The 15,919-nt window shown below is 74.3% G+C and carries 13 protein-coding genes; 3 read left to right on the forward strand and 10 right to left on the reverse strand.

What is annotated here, in order from left to right:
• Positions 1-1,685: biotin/lipoyl-containing protein (locus tag E1211_RS21945; RefSeq protein WP_132350891.1), on the forward strand; the 1,685-nt coding region annotated here is incomplete at its 5' end.
• On the forward strand, positions 1,682-2,845 hold the full coding sequence (locus E1211_RS21950) for an acyl-CoA dehydrogenase family protein (RefSeq protein WP_132350892.1): 1,164 nt from the start codon (positions 1,682-1,684) through the stop codon (positions 2,843-2,845). The genes E1211_RS21945 and E1211_RS21950, both read left to right, overlap by 4 nt.
• Positions 2,846-2,860: 15 nt before the next feature.
• Here E1211_RS21950 and E1211_RS21955 read toward each other — a convergent pair whose 3' ends face one another.
• The 3 genes from E1211_RS21955 to E1211_RS21965 all read right to left on the reverse strand — a co-directional run bounded on the left by E1211_RS21955 (position 2,861) and on the right by E1211_RS21965 (position 6,811).
• Positions 2,861-3,955, reverse strand: coding sequence for a hypothetical protein (locus E1211_RS21955; protein WP_132350893.1), 1,095 nt, complete (start codon positions 3,953-3,955; stop codon positions 2,861-2,863).
• Positions 3,952-4,890 carry a transporter substrate-binding domain-containing protein gene (locus E1211_RS21960; RefSeq protein WP_132350894.1) on the reverse strand — a complete coding sequence of 313 codons (939 nt, stop codon included), beginning with the start codon at positions 4,888-4,890 and terminating at the stop codon, positions 3,952-3,954. Before E1211_RS21960 ends, E1211_RS21955 begins: the two co-directional genes overlap by 4 nt.
• Before the next feature lie 121 nt (positions 4,891-5,011).
• Positions 5,012-6,811, reverse strand: coding sequence for an alpha/beta hydrolase (locus E1211_RS21965; protein ID WP_132350895.1), 1,800 nt, complete (start codon positions 6,809-6,811; stop codon positions 5,012-5,014).
• Positions 6,812-7,017: 206 nt separating this feature from the next.
• Between E1211_RS21965 and E1211_RS21970 the strand changes: the two genes are divergently transcribed.
• Positions 7,018-7,350, forward strand: coding sequence for a hypothetical protein (locus E1211_RS21970; RefSeq protein WP_132350896.1), 333 nt, complete (start codon positions 7,018-7,020; stop codon positions 7,348-7,350).
• A gap of 52 nt (positions 7,351-7,402) precedes the next feature.
• Here the strand turns inward: E1211_RS21970 and E1211_RS21975 are convergent, their stop codons facing one another.
• The 7 genes from E1211_RS21975 to E1211_RS22005 form a co-directional block, all read right to left on the reverse strand.
• Positions 7,403-8,941 carry a serine/threonine-protein kinase gene (locus E1211_RS21975; RefSeq protein WP_132350897.1) on the reverse strand — a complete coding sequence of 513 codons (1,539 nt, stop codon included), beginning with the start codon at positions 8,939-8,941 and terminating at the stop codon, positions 7,403-7,405.
• Between the two features lie 30 nt (positions 8,942-8,971).
• A complete protein-coding gene (locus E1211_RS21980; RefSeq protein WP_132350898.1) occupies positions 8,972-9,475 on the reverse strand; it encodes a hypothetical protein in 504 nt (167 codons plus the stop codon).
• 140 nt (positions 9,476-9,615) lie between these two features.
• Positions 9,616-13,206 carry an adenylate/guanylate cyclase domain-containing protein gene (locus E1211_RS21985; protein WP_132350899.1) on the reverse strand — a complete coding sequence of 1,197 codons (3,591 nt, stop codon included), beginning with the start codon at positions 13,204-13,206 and terminating at the stop codon, positions 9,616-9,618.
• Positions 13,203-14,036, reverse strand: coding sequence for an MBL fold metallo-hydrolase (locus E1211_RS21990; protein WP_132350900.1), 834 nt, complete (start codon positions 14,034-14,036; stop codon positions 13,203-13,205). The genes E1211_RS21985 and E1211_RS21990 overlap by 4 nt, the downstream gene beginning before the upstream one ends.
• A gap of 130 nt (positions 14,037-14,166) precedes the next feature.
• Positions 14,167-14,628 (reverse strand): RidA family protein, encoded by a 462-nt coding sequence (locus E1211_RS21995; protein WP_132350901.1) that lies wholly within the window; start codon positions 14,626-14,628, stop codon positions 14,167-14,169.
• A 76-nt stretch (positions 14,629-14,704) separates the two neighbouring features.
• Entirely contained in the window at positions 14,705-14,860 is a 156-nt protein-coding gene (locus E1211_RS22000; RefSeq protein WP_132350902.1) for a DUF4177 domain-containing protein, read from the reverse strand.
• A 43-nt stretch (positions 14,861-14,903) separates the two neighbouring features.
• Positions 14,904-15,392, reverse strand: a complete 489-nt coding sequence (locus tag E1211_RS22005; RefSeq protein ID WP_132350903.1) for a hypothetical protein — start codon at positions 15,390-15,392, stop codon at positions 14,904-14,906.
• Positions 15,393-15,919 lie beyond the last annotated feature (527 nt).

A 15,919-nucleotide genomic window follows, 5' to 3' on the forward strand; every position in this document is an offset into this window, starting at 1 on the left:
CTCGTCGGCTCGGAGAGGTGTATAAGAGACAGGTCCGCGAGGCGGCCGGGCTCGCCGAGGCGGTCGCCTCCGCGCGGCGCGAGGCGGCCGCGGCGTTCGGCGACGGCACGGTCTTCATCGAGCGGTACGTCGAGCACGGCCGCCACGTCGAGGTGCAGATCTTCGGCGACATCTTCGGTACGGTCGCCGCGCTCGGCGCCCGGGAGTGCTCGATCCAGCGCCGGCACCAGAAGATCGTCGAGGAGGCGCCCGGTGTCGTCCCGTCAGAGGTGCGGGAGCGGCTGCACGAGGCGGCGGTGGCGGCCGGACGTGCCGTCGACTACGTGGGCGCGGGCACTGTGGAGTTCCTGCTGACGCCCGACGGGGCGATCCACTTCCTGGAGATGAACACCCGGCTCCAGGTAGAGCACCCGGTGACCGAGCTGTGCACCGGGCTGGACCTGGTCCGGTTGCAGCTGCTGGTCGCCGACGGCGAGCCGCTGCCGGAGGCGGCCGTGTTTGCGAGGACCAGCGGGTACGCCGTCGAGGTGCGGCTCTGCGCGGAGGACCCGGCCGAGGGCTTCCGGCCGGCGACCGGCGTACTGCACCGGTTCGCGGTTCCCGGGGTCTCCGCCGAGTTCGGCGGCCTCGACCGCGCCGGGCTTCGGCTGGACTCCGGCGTGGTCGACGGCTCGGCGGTCGGCGTCCACTACGACTCGATGCTGGCCAAGCTGATCGCCTGGGCACCGACCCGCGGCGAGGCGGCGCGGTCACTGGCGGGCGCGCTGGCCCGCGCCGAGCTGCACGGGGTGACCACGAACCGCGACCTGCTCGTCCGGGTCCTACGCAGTCCGGAGTTCGCCGCCGTCGAGATCGACACCGGCTTCCTCGACCGGCATCCGGAGGTGTTCGTGCCGCTGGTGCCGTCCGATCGGGTGCCGCTCTACACGTTGGCCGCGGCGCTGGCGTGCGCGGCAGCCCGCCGGGCGGACGCCCCGGTGCTCGCCGGGCTCCCGTCCGGGTGGCGGAACGTGCCCGCATACCCGCAGGTGACCCGGCTGCTCGGCCCGGCGGGCGAGGTCGAGGTGCGCTACCGCCTGGACCGGGCGGGTGCCCTCGCCGAGTGGGCGGTACGACCGGCCACCGCTCCGAACGGCGACGGCGCGGCGCACGACGGCCCGAGGATCGACTCCAGCGACTCCGGCGGCGCGACGCTCGCGGGCAGCGGAACGGGCGCGGGCAGCGCGGGCAGCGCGGGCAGCGCGACCGGTGCGGGCAGCACGACGGACGGCGGCGGGATTGCGGCAGTCGTGCTGGTGTCGGCCGCACCCGATCGGGTCGTGCTGGACGAGGCCGGTGTGCGCGGCGCGTACCGGGTGCACCGGGTGGGCTCGGCGGTGCACGTGGACGGCCCGGAGGGCTCGGTCACCCTCACCGAGCTGCCCCGCTTCCCGGAGCCGACCGCCGAGCTGCCCGCCGGCTCGCTGCTGGCGCCGCTGCCGGGCACGGTGACCCGGGTGCACGTGGAGGCCGGCCGGCGGGTCACCGCCGGGGACCTCCTGCTGACCCTGGAGGCGATGAAGCTCGAACACCCGGTGCTCGCCCCGGTCGACGGCACGGTCGTGGAGCTGCCGGTGCCCGCCGGCGGGCAGGTCGAGACCGGAGCCGTGCTGGCCGTGGTCAACCCCTTGGAGGACACGCGATGAACTTCGACCCGACCGACGAGCAGGAGCAGCTCCGCGACGCCGTACGCGCGCTGGGCCGGCGCTACGGGCACGACTACTTCGTGGCGAAGGCCAGGGCCGGCGAGCACACCACCGAGCTGTGGGCGGAGGCGGGACGGCTCGGCTACCTCGGGGTGAACATCCCGGCCGAGTACGGCGGCGGGGGCGGCGGCATCACCGAGCTGGCCATCGTCTGCGAGGAGCTGGCCGCCGCGGGTTGCCCCCTCCTGCTGCTGGTGGTCTCCCCCGCCATCGCGGCCACCGTGATCAACCGCCACGGCACCGAGGCGCAGCGGAAGCGCTTCCTGCCCGGCTTCGCCGACGGCTCGCTGAAGGTGGTCTTCGCGATCACCGAGCCGGAGGCCGGGTCGAACTTCCACCGGCTCGGCACGGTGGCCCGGCGCGACGGCGACGACTGGCTCCTCTCGGGGCGCAAGTGCTTCATCTCCGGGGTCGACGAGGCGAAGTACGTGCTGGTCGTGGCGCGCACCGAGGACGCCACCACCGGCCGGCTGAAGCCAGCCCTCTTCGTCGTGCCGGCCGACGCGCCGGGACTCACCCGGTCCAAGCTAGACATGGAGATCGTCTCGCCGGAGAACCAGTTCCTGCTCTACCTCGACGACGTGCGGCTACCCGCGGACGCGCTGGTCGGCGAGTCGGTGGACGCCGGCCTGCCGGCGCTCTTCAGCGGGCTGAACCCGGAGCGGATCACGGTGGCCGCGATGGGCGCCGGCACCGGCCGGTACGCGATCGAACGGGCGTCGACGTACACCGCGACCCGGAAGGTCTGGGGCGGCCGGAGCATCGGCTCCCACCAGGGCGTCTCCCACCCGCTGGCGCACGCCGCCGTGCAGGTGGAGCTGGCCCGGCTCATGATCTACAAGGCGGCCACCCTCTACGACGCCGGGCGGGACCTGGAGGCCGGTGTGTCGGCCAACATGGCCAAGTACGCGACCGGCGAGGCCGCCGCGCTCGCCGTGGACACCGCGGTACAGGTCCACGGCGGGGCCGGCATGACCACCGAGTACGGCGTGGCGACGCTGCTCGGCGCCGTCCGGGCCGGACGGATCGCCCCGGTGAGCCGGGAGATGATCCTGAACTACGTCGCCCAGCACGTCCTCAACCAGGAGAAGTCGTACTAAGAGGGTGTTGGAGGTTCAGCCGACCGCCCGGCAGGCCGCGTCGATGCGGTGCACCGGGCGTACCCGGCGACCCAGCCCCTCCATCAGCGAGTCCTCCACGTGGAAGTCGTGGATCCGGAGCTGGTACCGGGGCAGCTCCTCCTCGCTGGGGCAGAGCACCTGCGCCCGTACCTGGTCGACCGGCACGTACCGTACGCCGCCCTGCTCCTGCAGGAGGATCATGTTCACGTCGTCGGTGGTCACCACGTGACCCCGGACGTCCTCGGTCGGCCCGTTCACCGGCCCGACGGTGGTGACGGTCAGCGGGAGCACCGGGGTGCTGATCACCGGCAGCGAGGCCCAGACCAGCACCACCAGCACGGCGACCTCGGTGAGCGAGGCGAGCGGCCCGATCACGACGCGCGGCAGCGGCCCGGAGATGCCGAGGGCGAGCAGCGGAGGCAGGGCGAGCAGCGCCACCACCAGCGGCTTGCCCTGCCGGGCGGCGTCCAGCAGGGTGGGCAGCAGCAGCCAGGCGTACCCGCCGAGCAGGGCCACGATCAGCAGCACCCGTGGCGCGACCCGCTCGTGCAACTGCTCCGGGCGGAGCTGGAAGGCGGCGACGAACGCCGGGACGAGCAGCGGCAGGTAGAGCAGCGGCCAGGTGACCAGGGCGAGCAGGAAGCTCGCCAGCACCAGCCACGCCGGGGTGATCTCGGCCCAGCGGGCGAAGAGCGGACGTCGCCGGGTGCCGGGCGGTAGTCGGTCCACGCTGGCGCCGAACACCGCGCCCAGGGCGAAGACGGCGACCAGTGCGGTGGCGAGCAGCCGGGCGGCGGTGGTGAGGAAACCGGCGAGCAGGTTGACCGGCCCGACGTTCGCGACCAGCAGCAACGTGGTCTGAAGTTCGCCGCCGGCCTCGATGCCGAGCCGGAGGACGGAGAAGACGGCCGGTACGCCGACCAGCGCCGTCCAGAACGACTGGCTCGCCTGCGCCCGCCGCTCGACCTTGTCCAGCCGGTGGCTACCGGGCCAGCTGCGGTCGTACCAGGCGGTCGGCTCCTCGACCCGGACACCCTCGTCGGCCACCGGTTCACCGGCGGGTGCGGCGGCCGCCGAGGAGACCGTCACCGGGGCGCCTTGTCGTCGAAGTCCACGAGCTCCGGCACCTCCAGCGGCTGGGGTTGCGGCTTCTCCGCGCGCAGCCACGGGCCGAGCGTCCGGTTGTAGGCGGTCTGCCAGGGGCTGGCGCGGCCGGCCCGCTCCAACCGGTAGCTCTTGTCGAGGAAGAAGGCGACCAGGTCGCGCAGGGCCGGGTCGCTGATCGGCACCCCGACGCCGATCAGCTCGCTGGTGCCGAAGGGCATGTCGACGATCTCGAACTCGGTCGGGTGCCGGGACAGGAAGCCGGCCAACATGGTCTCGTCGGAGCTGACCGCGTCGTAGCGGCCGGCCCGGATGCCGGCGACGCAGTCGCCGACGTCCTTCACCACGAAGGTGCGGACCTGGTGCTTCTCCAACTCCGCCTCGGTGGTCGAGCCGCCGCTGGTGCAGATCTTGTACGCCGGGTCGCGGAGATCCTCGATGGTGCGGATCTTGTCCTTGAGCCGGATCGGCACCATCACCTCCTGGGTGGTGACGAAGTACGGCCCGGCGAAGCTGACCAGCTTCTTGCGGTCCTCGGTCATCGAGAAGCTCGACACCACCAGGTCGACCGTGCCGCCCTGGAGCGCGGGGATGCGGTCCTCGGTGGAGACCGGGACGAACTCCAACCGTTGATCGCCCTCATAGCCGAGGGAGGCGGCGATGTAGCGCGCTATCTCCACGTCGAAACCGACGTGTACGCCGTCGCGCAGCTCGCCCATCAGCGGCTCGTTGCTGGCCACCCCGATCCGGAGCTTCGGCTGGCCGTAGATGTGCGACTCGCGGAGCTTCTCCTGCACCGACGGCAGCTCCGGCTCCTGCCGGCTGTCGCAGCCGGCGGCGGCGGCGAGGATGAGCGTCAACGCCACGGCAAGGGTGGTGGCGACCGGGCGGAACCTGAGCCCGGTGGACGATTCGTTCATCGGCGACCTCGCTGACACGGACAGCCTGCGGGACACCGAGCGTAGCGACCACCGTCCATTTTCGGTGGTCGCCGGGCCGGGGTGCGGCGGGCGCCCGATCGCCCGCCGCACCCCGGCGGGCTCAGCGGACGGTCAGCGTGCCCACCGCGGGCAGCGGGGCCACGACCGGCGGAAGCCGCTTCGGCTCACCGCGGCGCGGCGCGCCCTGCTCCGCCAGGGTGCTCTTGGACGCCGCCACCCGGTCGGGCGTCTGCCCGCCGGCCGCCTCGGCGAAGGGCTGCGCGTCGCCGACGCAGAGCGTGCCCCGCGCCGGCAGCGTGCCGTGGAGCAGGTACTCGTCGATCGCGCCGGTGGCGCAGGCCGACGTGCCGTACGCGGTGTGCCCCCAGCTGTCGCTGCTCAACAGCCGGCTGTTCGGCAGCAGCGCCGCCGAGCTGACCGCGCCCCGGTAGTTGGTCGCCGGGTCCCAGTAGTTGCCGACCACCAGCACCGGGGCGCTGGTACGCCTGTCGAACGGGCCGGTGTAGGCGTCCTCGTCCCGCACCGTCCAGGTGTCGCGGGCACAGGACGAGGTGATCCAGGCCCAGACCCGACCGAAGTACGGGTCCCGCCGGTCGGCCTGCGCGGCCCGGGCCGGCCAGGAGGCCGCGTCCTTCGGATGGTTGGCGTCGGTGCAGTCCACGCCCAGGAAGGTCTCCAGGTTGTTGTCGTACGGGAAGTCGTACCGGCGGACCTGCTGGCGCGCCTCGGTGGCGAGCCGGGTCACGGCGGTGCGGGCCCGGTCCCGGGCCGGGGCGGCCGCAGCCGGGTCGGTGAGGACCAGCAGCTCGGCGGTGAGGCCGACCACCTGCAGGTACCCGGACGGGTCGTAGAGCGCGCGCATCGTGGCGGAGACGAAGTCGGCGTAGCCGATCGTGAACGGGCCGAGGTCCGGATCCTCGATCACCAGCGGCTTCGCGCGCAGCCGCTGTGCCACCAGCTCGTACTTCCCGGCCGCCCCGCCGGCGATCGGGCAGGCTGCCGGGCCGGCCGCGTCGCACCGCTCCAGGATCTCGCTCAGCGCCTGGAACGCCCCCTGCGCGCTGCGCATCCGGTCCTCCTGGAGGAGGTCACGGGCCTTACCCTTGCCCAACCAGGCGTACGGGTCGAGCACACCGTCGATCACGAGGGCACGCACCCGGTCGGGGAACATGTTCGCGTAGTACTGCCCGAGCACGCTGCCGTAGCTGAAACCGAGGTAGGTCAGCTTGCGGTCACCGACGGCCCGGCGCAGCACGTCCATGTCCCGGGCGACCTCGGCCGTCGACATCGCGCCGGAGAGCGGGCGACCCGTCGTCGAGCAGCCCCGGCCGACCGCCTTCGACGAGGCGACGTACGCCTTCTCCTCGGCCTTCGTGACCGGGAAGGCCACGTTGAGCCCCGCGTACGCCCGGGTCTGGTCTGCCACGCTGGCGAAGCAGCGCACCTGCTCGCTGCTGGCCACGCCGCGCGGATCGACCCCGACGACGTCGAACCGGTCCAGCACCTCGTCGCTGAGGAAGGAGGGGGCCCCGAGCGCCATGCTGGTGCCGGAGCCGCCCGGCCCGCCCGGGTTGACGAAGAGGCTGCCGACGCGGTTCTGCTGGTCGCGGGCCTTGACCCGGAGCAGGGCGACCTCGGTGGTCGCGCCCCGGGGGTGGTCGTAGTCCAACGGGAGGCGGACGGTGGCGCACTCGGCGTAGTCGTAGCAGGAGTACCAGTCGAGCTGGGGCGTGGGCACCCGGTCGACCCGGCGGGCCTCGACGGGGCTGGTCCGGTCGGTGGTGGCCGGTCGGCCGTGGCCGCCGGCCGCCGGCGCGGCGACGGCCGGCGCGACCGCGGAGCCGGCGAGGAGGGTGCCGATGATTCCTGCTACGGCCAGGGACCGGGTTCGTCGTTGCATGTGGACGCCTTCCGGTGGACGACAGGGAAGGTCGGGGCACCGCCCGACTCACGCCACTCTAGAGATCGTAGGCAATGAATGTGGCGCGCAAAACGCCTACAAGGTCGACAATCACCGTCTCGCTGTAACGTTCTCCTCGACTCTGACGCCACGCCATCAACCCACGGGCGGGTTGACAGCCGCCGCGCCGTCGACATGCTGGACGGGTGAACCGGTTGACCAGGCTCGACGCGCGGACGCTGGCCGTCGTCGCGGCGGTCGCCGCGCTCGCCCTGCTGGTGACGCTGGTCGTGTGGCGGCGGCAGGACCTCCTCGGCGTGGTGCTGGCGCTGCTCTGCGTGCTGCTCGCGATCCTGTCCGGGGTGTCGGTGGCCGCGGCACGGCAGCACGACGACGGAGCCGCGGAGGAGACGCCGCCGGCGGCCCCGCCGATCCCGCCCGAGCCGTTCGGCGTGGACGCGGACACCCTCGACGCACTGGACAGCCGGGACGCGCTACGGGCCGTACGCGACCGGCGGCGCGGGCTCAACGGCGGCTGAGCGCCGGGGCTGGTGCGGGTGCCGGAGCCGGGTGCCCGACGAGTGCCGGCGCTCAGTGCCCGGTGAGCGTCGGACGGTCCAGCGCGTCGACGCCTCGTCCGGCCAGGCAGCGGAACGTCCGGTCGACGCTGCCGTCCACCGGCGGCAGCACTTCGAGGTGCCAGCCGGCCGTCGAGTCGATCCGGCTGGTGAGCCGGAAGGTGGTCGGCGCGCAGACCTGCTCGACCACCGGGTCGGCGCTGATCTCCGGATAGCCGGCGCCGACCAGGTGCACCGGCAGCACCCCCTCGGCGTACGCCTCCCACGTGTGCGGGCCGTCGCAGGTCACCTGGGTCGCCTCGGCCCGGGTGCCCCGCACCCGCACCGGCCCGAAGCACTCCAGCCCGGCCGCGCACCGCGCCCCCTCGGGCAGCGACTCCACGGTGGCCGCGTCGGTGCAGCCGGGCAGCCTGCCCTCGGTCACCGGCGCGCCGGCCTGGCTGACCGACGGGGACGGGTCCGGCTTCCGTGTGCCGTCGGCGACCCACGCTCCGGCGGCGGCCGAGCCGGCCACGGCGAGCACCACGGCACCGCCGAGGAACCAGCGCCGACGCCAGCGTCGACCGGCCGGCGCGGCGGGGCTGGGAAGGGTGGGGTGGGCATCCTCGGCCGGGGTACGGGGCAGTGGCTGACCCGTCGGGCCGGCGGCGTACGGGCCGGAGGCGGTGAAGCCGCCCCGGCTCGGGATCCCCGGGACCGGCGCACCGCTGACCGGCGTCGCCGCCGGCTCGATGGGGAGCGCGGCGAGCAGCCCGAGCAGTTCGGCGGCGGACGGGCGGTCGGCCGGGTCGTTAGCCATCCCGGCGCGCAGCACGTCGACCAGTTCTTCCGGGACACCGGGCAGCCCGGGGATCGGTTGGTTGAACATCTCCAGCACGGTGACCAGGCTCGGGTTGCGCTCGGCCTGCCAGCGGGGCGGGCGGCCCTGCATGACCGCGTAGAGGGTGGCGCAGAGCGCGTACACGTCGACGGCCGGCGACGGCGGGCTGTGGTTGAACATCTCGGGCGGCGCGTACGCGGGCGTCAGCACCTCGAGCGTGACGGTCGGGTCGCGCACCTCGGCCAGTACGGCCAGCCCGAAGTCGGCGAGCACGGCCGGGTTGAAGTGGGAGTAGAGGATGTTCGCCGGCTTGACGTCACGGTGCAGCACACCGGCCCCGTGCGAGTGGGCGAGCGCATCGGCGATCTTGATGCCGAGGTCGCGCGCCTCGGCCGCGCCGAGCGGGGAGTTGCGCATCCGTTCGGCGTACGAGCCGTCGCAGAGCTCCATGATCAGGTAGGGGTGCTGGTCGACGGTGACGCCGACGTCGAAGAGATCCACCACGTGCGGGTGGGACGACATCCGGCCGGCGGCGCGCGCCTCGCGCAGGAACCGGGCCTGGTCCCGCTCGCTGTCCAGCGTGCGGTTCTCCACCTTGACCGCGACCTCACGGCCCACGGAGATCTGGGTGGCCCGGTAGACGGTGGCGTAGCCACCTCGGGCAAATACCCGCAAATCAGTCAGACCAGGCACGATGGGTACCGGCAGACTGCCGGACGGGGTGTCGGTCACAGCTCGAAAATACCCAACGGTACTGACGGGTCAGCGGACCGCGTCGGCCGCGGGCGCCTCGCCGGCCGCCCCGGCACCGTCCCGCCCACTCGGATCGGCCGCCCCGGCACCACCTCGGGCGGGCCCGGCACCGCGGCCCCGGCGGGCATCCCACCAGAGGCCGGCGGCGGTCGCCAGCGCGCCGACGCCCTCCCAGGCCGCCACCCCGAAGAACCGGCCCGGAGCGATCTCGGCCAGCACCGCGATGCTGAAGACGGTGAAGGTGACGAGCCGGAAGAAGACCGTGAAACGGTAGAAGACTCGCCATTCGGTGGCGGTGGCGAGCAGGTAGTAGACGCCCATGTTGAAGGAGGCCATCGAGGAGGCCATCAGGAACGTGCCGGTGTGGTCGCCCGGGGCGCGGGTGGCGGGCACCTCGAAGCCGAGCGAGCGCAGCATGGCCTCCGGCCAGAGCAGCCCCACCGCGCCCATCACCAGCGCCAGCACGCCGAAGACCGCGATCGTCCAGCCGGCAACCGAACGCGGCAGCCTCATGACGGCCCTCCCCAAGCCGGTACGGCCGCCACTGTGGACCGCCGCGTGGACCTGACACGCTATCCGCTGCGCGGCTCCCGGTACATCACCGGAATCGGCACAACCCCCGGCCGCACCGCCCGGCTCACCGGTGGGTGAGGTCAGTCGGCGGTCAGGCGGGCCCGCAGGGATTCGGCGCCGCGACGCTCACTGCGCTGCTCCGTGGCGTACGCCAGGCGGACCGCCTCCTCTGCGCTGGCCAGCGCCTCGGCGGTGCGGCCGGTCGCGGCGAGCGTCTCGGCCAGCACCATCGCCCCGATCACCTGGCCACGAACGTCCTCGGCCGGTGCCGCCGCCGCCCGGCAGGCCCAGTCGAGCGCCTGCTCCGGCTGCCCGTGGGCGAGCAGCGCCGAGGCGTACCGGGCGAGGGTCTGCCGGCGGGAGATCAGCAACGAGGGGGTACTCGCGGCCGCGGTCGCCACCGGAGCGAGCAGCCCCACCGCGGTCGCCGAGTCGCCGATCGCGAGCCGGGCCGTGGCCAGCAGCACCCGGGGAGCGACCTGGGCCGGCGCCTGCGGGTTGTTCGGTTCGACAGTGGTCAGCACCGACCGGGCGTCCCGCTCCGCCGCCGCCACGTCGCCCATCTCCAGCGCCACGAAACCGCGCACGGTGCCGGCCATCCCGGTCAACAGCGGGTGAGCCGTGCGATCGGCGTACCCCAGCGCGTCGGTGAGCAGGTCGGCGGCGTGCGCCGGCTCACCCAGCCCGCGCGCCACCACACCCCGGACCACCAGGGCGAACCCGCACCCCCACTCGTCGGAGGCGGCGGCGAAGTCCCGGTAGGCCCGGCGCGCCTCCCGGTCCGCCTCGGCCAGGTCGCCCAGCTCCGCGCTGGCGAACGCCTCGACCGCGCGCAGCGTCCCGACCGCCCATGCCTCCCCCACCCGCTCGCCGAACGGTAGGAAGACCCGCGCCAGGCGGTCCGCCTCCCGCAGCCGACCGGCCAGCAGCCGGGCGAACGCCGTGGTGCCGCGCAGCCAGGCCCGACCGTACGGGTCCTTCAACTCGGCGAAGAGCCGCGCGGCGCGGTTCAGGACCGCGTCGGTGCCCGCGAAGTCACCCCGGGTGGTGGTGACCCACGCGAGGTTCTGCAACGACCACGCCTGCCCGCGCCGGTCCTTCGCGGCGAGGCTCACCTGGTACGCGGCCGCCAACCGGCTGCTCGCCTGGCTGAGCCGCCCGGCCACGAAATCGGCCATGCCCAGCCGGCGCATCGCGGAGGCACGCAGCGTGGGTAACCCGCCCGCGGTGGCTACCTGCAGGGCCTCCTGCCACGCCTCGGCCGCCCGGTGCTGGTCGCCGAGCGTCTGGTGCGCCTGCCCGGCCAGCAGGAGCGCGCTGGCCCGGGTCGCCTCGTCCGCCGTGTTGGCGGCGATCTTCTCGGCCGAGGCGAGCGCGTCGGCGGCCCGGCCGATCTGGAGCAGGGCGCGGGCGTGCACCACCAGGTCCGGGGCCGGTACGCCCTCGTGGGCCAGATCGGCGGCGCGTTCGGCGTACTCGACGGCGAGCGCCGGCTCCCCCGCGGCGAGGGACCGGCGGGCGGCCTGGCCGAGCGCGGCGACCCCGAGCGGAACCACCGCGCGGGCCGGCGCGTCCGGGCGCAGCTTCACCGCGTCGGCGAGCGCCGCGGCCCGCTCGACGTGGGTGGCGACGAACTCGTCCCGGTCGATGTCGGTGAAGGTGCCGGAAGGCGAGGGGGCCTTGTCGTCCCCGACCGCGCACGGCGCCGCCCAGCGAGCCAGTGCGGCGTGCCGCTCGGCCAGCTCCGCCTTGCTGATCCCGGCGTACGCGGCCTCCCGCATGAGGGGAGTGGCGAACGTGTACCCGGTACGGGTGCGGTGCAGCATGCGCCGTTGCAGCAGCTCGTCGACCGCTCGTTCGAGCTCGACCGCGACCACGGCGGCGGGCCGTCCGTCCAGTCCGGCGCGCTGCTCGCGCAGCGCCTCCAGGGCCCCGGCGGGGACCGTGTCACCGACCACCGCGGCGTCCCGCAGCACCGACCGGGCCTCCGGTGGCAAGGCGTCGAGGCGGGCCGCCAGCACGGCGGCGAGGTCCCGGGAGAGCAGCCGGCTGCCCATCGAGCCCGGCACCAGCCGCCAGGCCACGCTCGGGGTGCCCGCGCGGCTGGCCACCGCGGTGAGCGCGCCTCGCTCCATCAACAGGGTGACCAGCTCGGCCAGGTAGAACGGGTTGCCCTGCGCGGTGGCGAGCAGCCGGTCCGTGTCGGCCTGCGGCAGCTTCCCACCGCCCAGATAGCTGGTCAACAGCCGGGCCGCGTCGGCACCGCGCAGCGGCGGCAGCGCGTGCACCTCGGCGTCGGCGACCCGGGTCAACGCGCCCGCCGTGCGGACCAGCTCGGGGCGGCCGAGCAGCAGCACCAGCACCGGGCCGCCGAGCCGGGACAGGGCCAGCCCGAGCGCGCGGATCGTCTCGGCCGTGGCGTCGTGCAGGTCGTCGACGATGACCACCAGCGGCGCCTCACCGGCGAGCGCGCTGAGCAGCTCGGCGACCGCGTTCGGCACCGCCTCGGCGTCGGCGGGCAGCTGGGTGGCGGTCCAGCCGCCCTGGTCGGTCGCGTCCGCGGGCAGCTCCGCGTAGCCGAGCAGGGCGAGGAGCTGATCGGTCACGATCGGGGCCGGCTCGCCACCGCGACCCAGCCGTTGAGCGAGCCGGCGCAGCCGCTCCTCGACCGCCGGGCGGGTCAACGCGGTGGACGGATCGTTGGGCAGGCCGACCGCCGCCCGGACCAGGTCGGCCAGCGGGGCGAGGCGCCGCCGCTCGCCGAACGCCGCGCAGCGCACCGAGAGCACCCGGGCGCCGGTGTGCGCCGCGTACCGGCCGGCGCCCACGTCGTACCCGGCCGCCAGGCGCTCCACCTCGGCCGCGAACCGGGACTTGCCGATCCCCGCCTCGGCCGTCATGAGCAGCACGCGCGGCTCGCCACGGTCGATCACCTCGGCGAGCCGGCCGGCGACCCGTCCGATCTCGGTCTCCCGCCCGACGAACGGCGCCTCGTCGCCCAGACCCGACCGGGTGCCGGGCGCGTCGAGGAGGCCGAGCAGCTCGTACGCCTCGACCGGCTCGCGCTTGCCCTTGAGCCGCAGCGGGCGCAGCGCCCGCCAGGAGGCGACGTGCCGGGTTGCCGCGGAGGTGCGGGCGCCGGCGTAGACCGCGCCGACGGCGGCCGCGTCGGCCAGCCGAGCGGCGGTGTTCACCGTGTCGCCGATGACCGTGTACTCGATGGCGGCCTGGATGCCGGCGATGACGTCGCCGGTGTTCAGGCCGACCCGCAGGCCGAGCGGCGCGCCACCGCCGCGCTCGTCGTCGAGCACCCGGCGGACCGCACGCTGCATGGAGAGCGCGGCGCGGACGGCGCGCTCGGCGTCGTCCTCGTGCGCCACGGGTGCGCCGAAGACGGCCATGATCCCGTCGCCGGTCAGCTTGTCGACGTGCCCACCGAAGGTCTTCACCGCGCCGGCGAGGGCGGCGAGGACCCGGTCGGTGACGGCACCGACCCGTTCCGGGTCGAGATCCTCGGACCAGGAGGTGAAGTCGGAGAGGTCACCGAAGAGCACGGTCACCACCCGGCGTTCGGCGGCCGGCAACGTCGCGGCCGCCGGCAGCGCGGCACCGCAGTTGTGGCAGAACCGCGCGCCGGGGACGGCGACGGTTCCGCACACCGGGCAGGTCACGGAAGCTCCAACTCCGTGTCCCCGGTCACGCATTCCCGGGTCTCGGGAGCGAGGTACTCCAGCTGCGCGCGTACCGACCACTCGGCCGCCCACCAGAGGGACCGGTCCACGTCGGCGTAGACGGCGGCGACCACCTCGGCGGGGGTGCTGGCTCCGGCGGCGACCGCCGCCCGGACCTGGTCGAGCCGGGCCCGGCGGTGGGCCAGGTAGAAGTCGGCCGCCGCGCCGCAGTCGGCCAGCGCCGGGCCGTGGCCGGGCAGCGCCGGGACGCCGCGGTACGTCGAGAGCAGCTCCAGGCTCGCCAGGTAGTCACCGAGGTGCCCGTCGGGGTGGGCCACCACTGTCGTGCCCCGGCCCAGGATGGTGTCGCCGGTGAGCACCACCCGCTCGTCGCCGCGCTCGACCAGGAAGCAGAGCGAGTCGCTGGTGTGCCCGGGAGCCGGGACGACCCGCACGCCCAACCCGGGAACCTCGGGCGCGGCGTCGGCGCCGAGTGGCCGGCCGTTGACTGTGTGCGCGGGGTCGGCGGCGCGTACCGGCACGCCGCCGAGCCGTTCGCTGAGCCTCGGCGCGCCCTCGGTGTGGTCCGGGTGGCCGTGGGTGATCAGCACCAGGGCGACCGGCCCCTGTGCGGCGATCGCGGCCAGGTGCGCCTCGTCCGCCGGGCCCGGGTCGACGACGACCGCGTGCTCCTCGCCGGGGGCGCGCAGCAGCCAGGTGTTGGTGCCGTCGAGCGTCATCGGCCCCGGGTTCGGGGCACGGAGCAGCGTCACCCAGGTCGGCAGCTGGTCGGCGAGCGCCGCTGCCGGCGCGGTCACGTGCCCGGTCATGGCTGCGATCGTACGACCCCGCCCGCTCCGCCCCACGATCTTGCGGCAGACCGCGCGGGGTTTGTGCCCGTTCACGACTTTCGTCGCCGAAGGAGCCCGCCGGTCGCGGGGCGGAGCGGGATCGCTCGGGTCAGCTGACCTCGACGATGACCTCGACCTCGACCGGGGCGTCGAGGGGCAGCTCGGCCACCCCGACGGCGCTGCGGGCGTGCCGACCGGCCTCCCCGAAGACGGCGCCGAACAGGTCGGACGCACCGTTGATCACGGCGGGCTGGCCGGTGAAACCGGGCGCGGAGGCCACGAAGCCCGTCAGCTTGACGATCTTCACGACGTTCTCCAGCCCGACCAGCGAGTCGATCGCGGCCAGCGCGTTGAGCGCGCAGCGCTGGGCGAGATCCTTCGCCTGCTCGGCGGAGACGCCCGCGCCCACCTTGCCGGTGGCGAGCAGCTTCCCCTCCGCCACCGGCAGCTGGCCGGAGACGTAGACGTGCGCGCCGGACTGCACCGCCGGCACGTAACTGGCCACCGGCGGCACCACCTCGGGCAGCTCGTAGCCGAGTTCGGCGAGCTTCGCGTGCGGACCGTTGCTCATGCCGCCACCTCGCTCCGCTCGGTGCCGTCCTGAGGCACCGACGCGCCGAGCCGGCTGATTCGCTCGCTGCGCTCGCTCATGCCTTCGGCCGCTTCAGGTAGGCGACCAGCTGGTCCGGGCTCGGACCGGGCACCACGGCTACCAGTTCCCAGCCGTCCTCACCCCAGTTGTCGAGGATCTGCTTGGTCGCGTGGACCAGCAGGGGGACCGTGGCGTACTCCCACTTTTGCATCGGTGCAGGGCTCCCTCGAAACGCGGATCGTTCGAGGCACAGCCTACGGACCGGCGGAGGGCCGGGACGAGGGACGCTGCTCCGGCGCGGCGGGCAGTTCCCCGCAGGGGCCGCTGTGCTCGTACCGCTGCGGGCAGCGGGAGCGGTCGGGCAGGAGAAGGTCGCAGAAGACCCGGTACCTGTTGTTCTGGTCGTCGGCCTTGGAGACGGTGGTCTCCCCCGCGTCCAGTTCGGGCAGGAAGCCGAGGGAGACGGCGATCCGGCCGGCGAGGGCGGTGGCCGAGGCGAGGTCGGGTACCCGGATCGGCAGGTGGATGACGTAGCCGGGCTCCTCGTCCTCCCGGCCGCGTTCCGGGGAGCGCGTCAGCGTCCGCACCACCTCGACCGGTTCGGCGATCGGACGGTACGACCGCTCGTTGATCGGCAGGCTCCCGACCGGTCCCTCGCCCTCGCCGGCCGGGCCGGCACCGGCCCGACCTGAGCGATCGTTCGCGGGGAACTGGGCTCGAGGGGTGTTGTCCGCGTCGTGCATGCACTTCCTCCGGGCGTCGTACCTGGTCAGATCGGTGCTCGCCGGTCCGGACGGGACGCCCGGCCGGGTTCCCCCGCGCCGGCACGACCGTAGGTCCGGTGCCGGAGTCCCGCCAACAGGACGCGCACGCCCTCCGCGGCACCAGTCACATATGCGACAGATGCCGTGTACGTGACAAGCTCCGGCCGCGCTCCCACCACCGGCCGCCACCACAGGCGACACCGGCGGGTAGATCGACCGCTACCCTTCCGGTCGGACGGCGCACCCCGCGGCCGCCCTCGACTTCACGCTCGACGCCGGGTGGCGGCGGGCGCCGCACCCCCGGGGGAAGAGATGAGCCAGCCACCCAGCGACGACCCGAGCGGATCGCCGGCCGTGCCGCAGGGGCAACCCGGAGCCGGCCAGCCGCTCACCCCGACGGAGTCGGGCCAGCCGCTACCCCCGCCGTCCCCAGCCGGCCCGGGTGGCCCGGTCACCCCCGACGCGCCGTCCGTCCAGCCGCCGCTGCCCGGCCCGCCCGTGGCCTC

The organism is Micromonospora sp. 15K316, from assembly GCF_004348525.1.
Lineage (GTDB): Bacteria > Actinomycetota > Actinomycetes > Mycobacteriales > Micromonosporaceae > Micromonospora.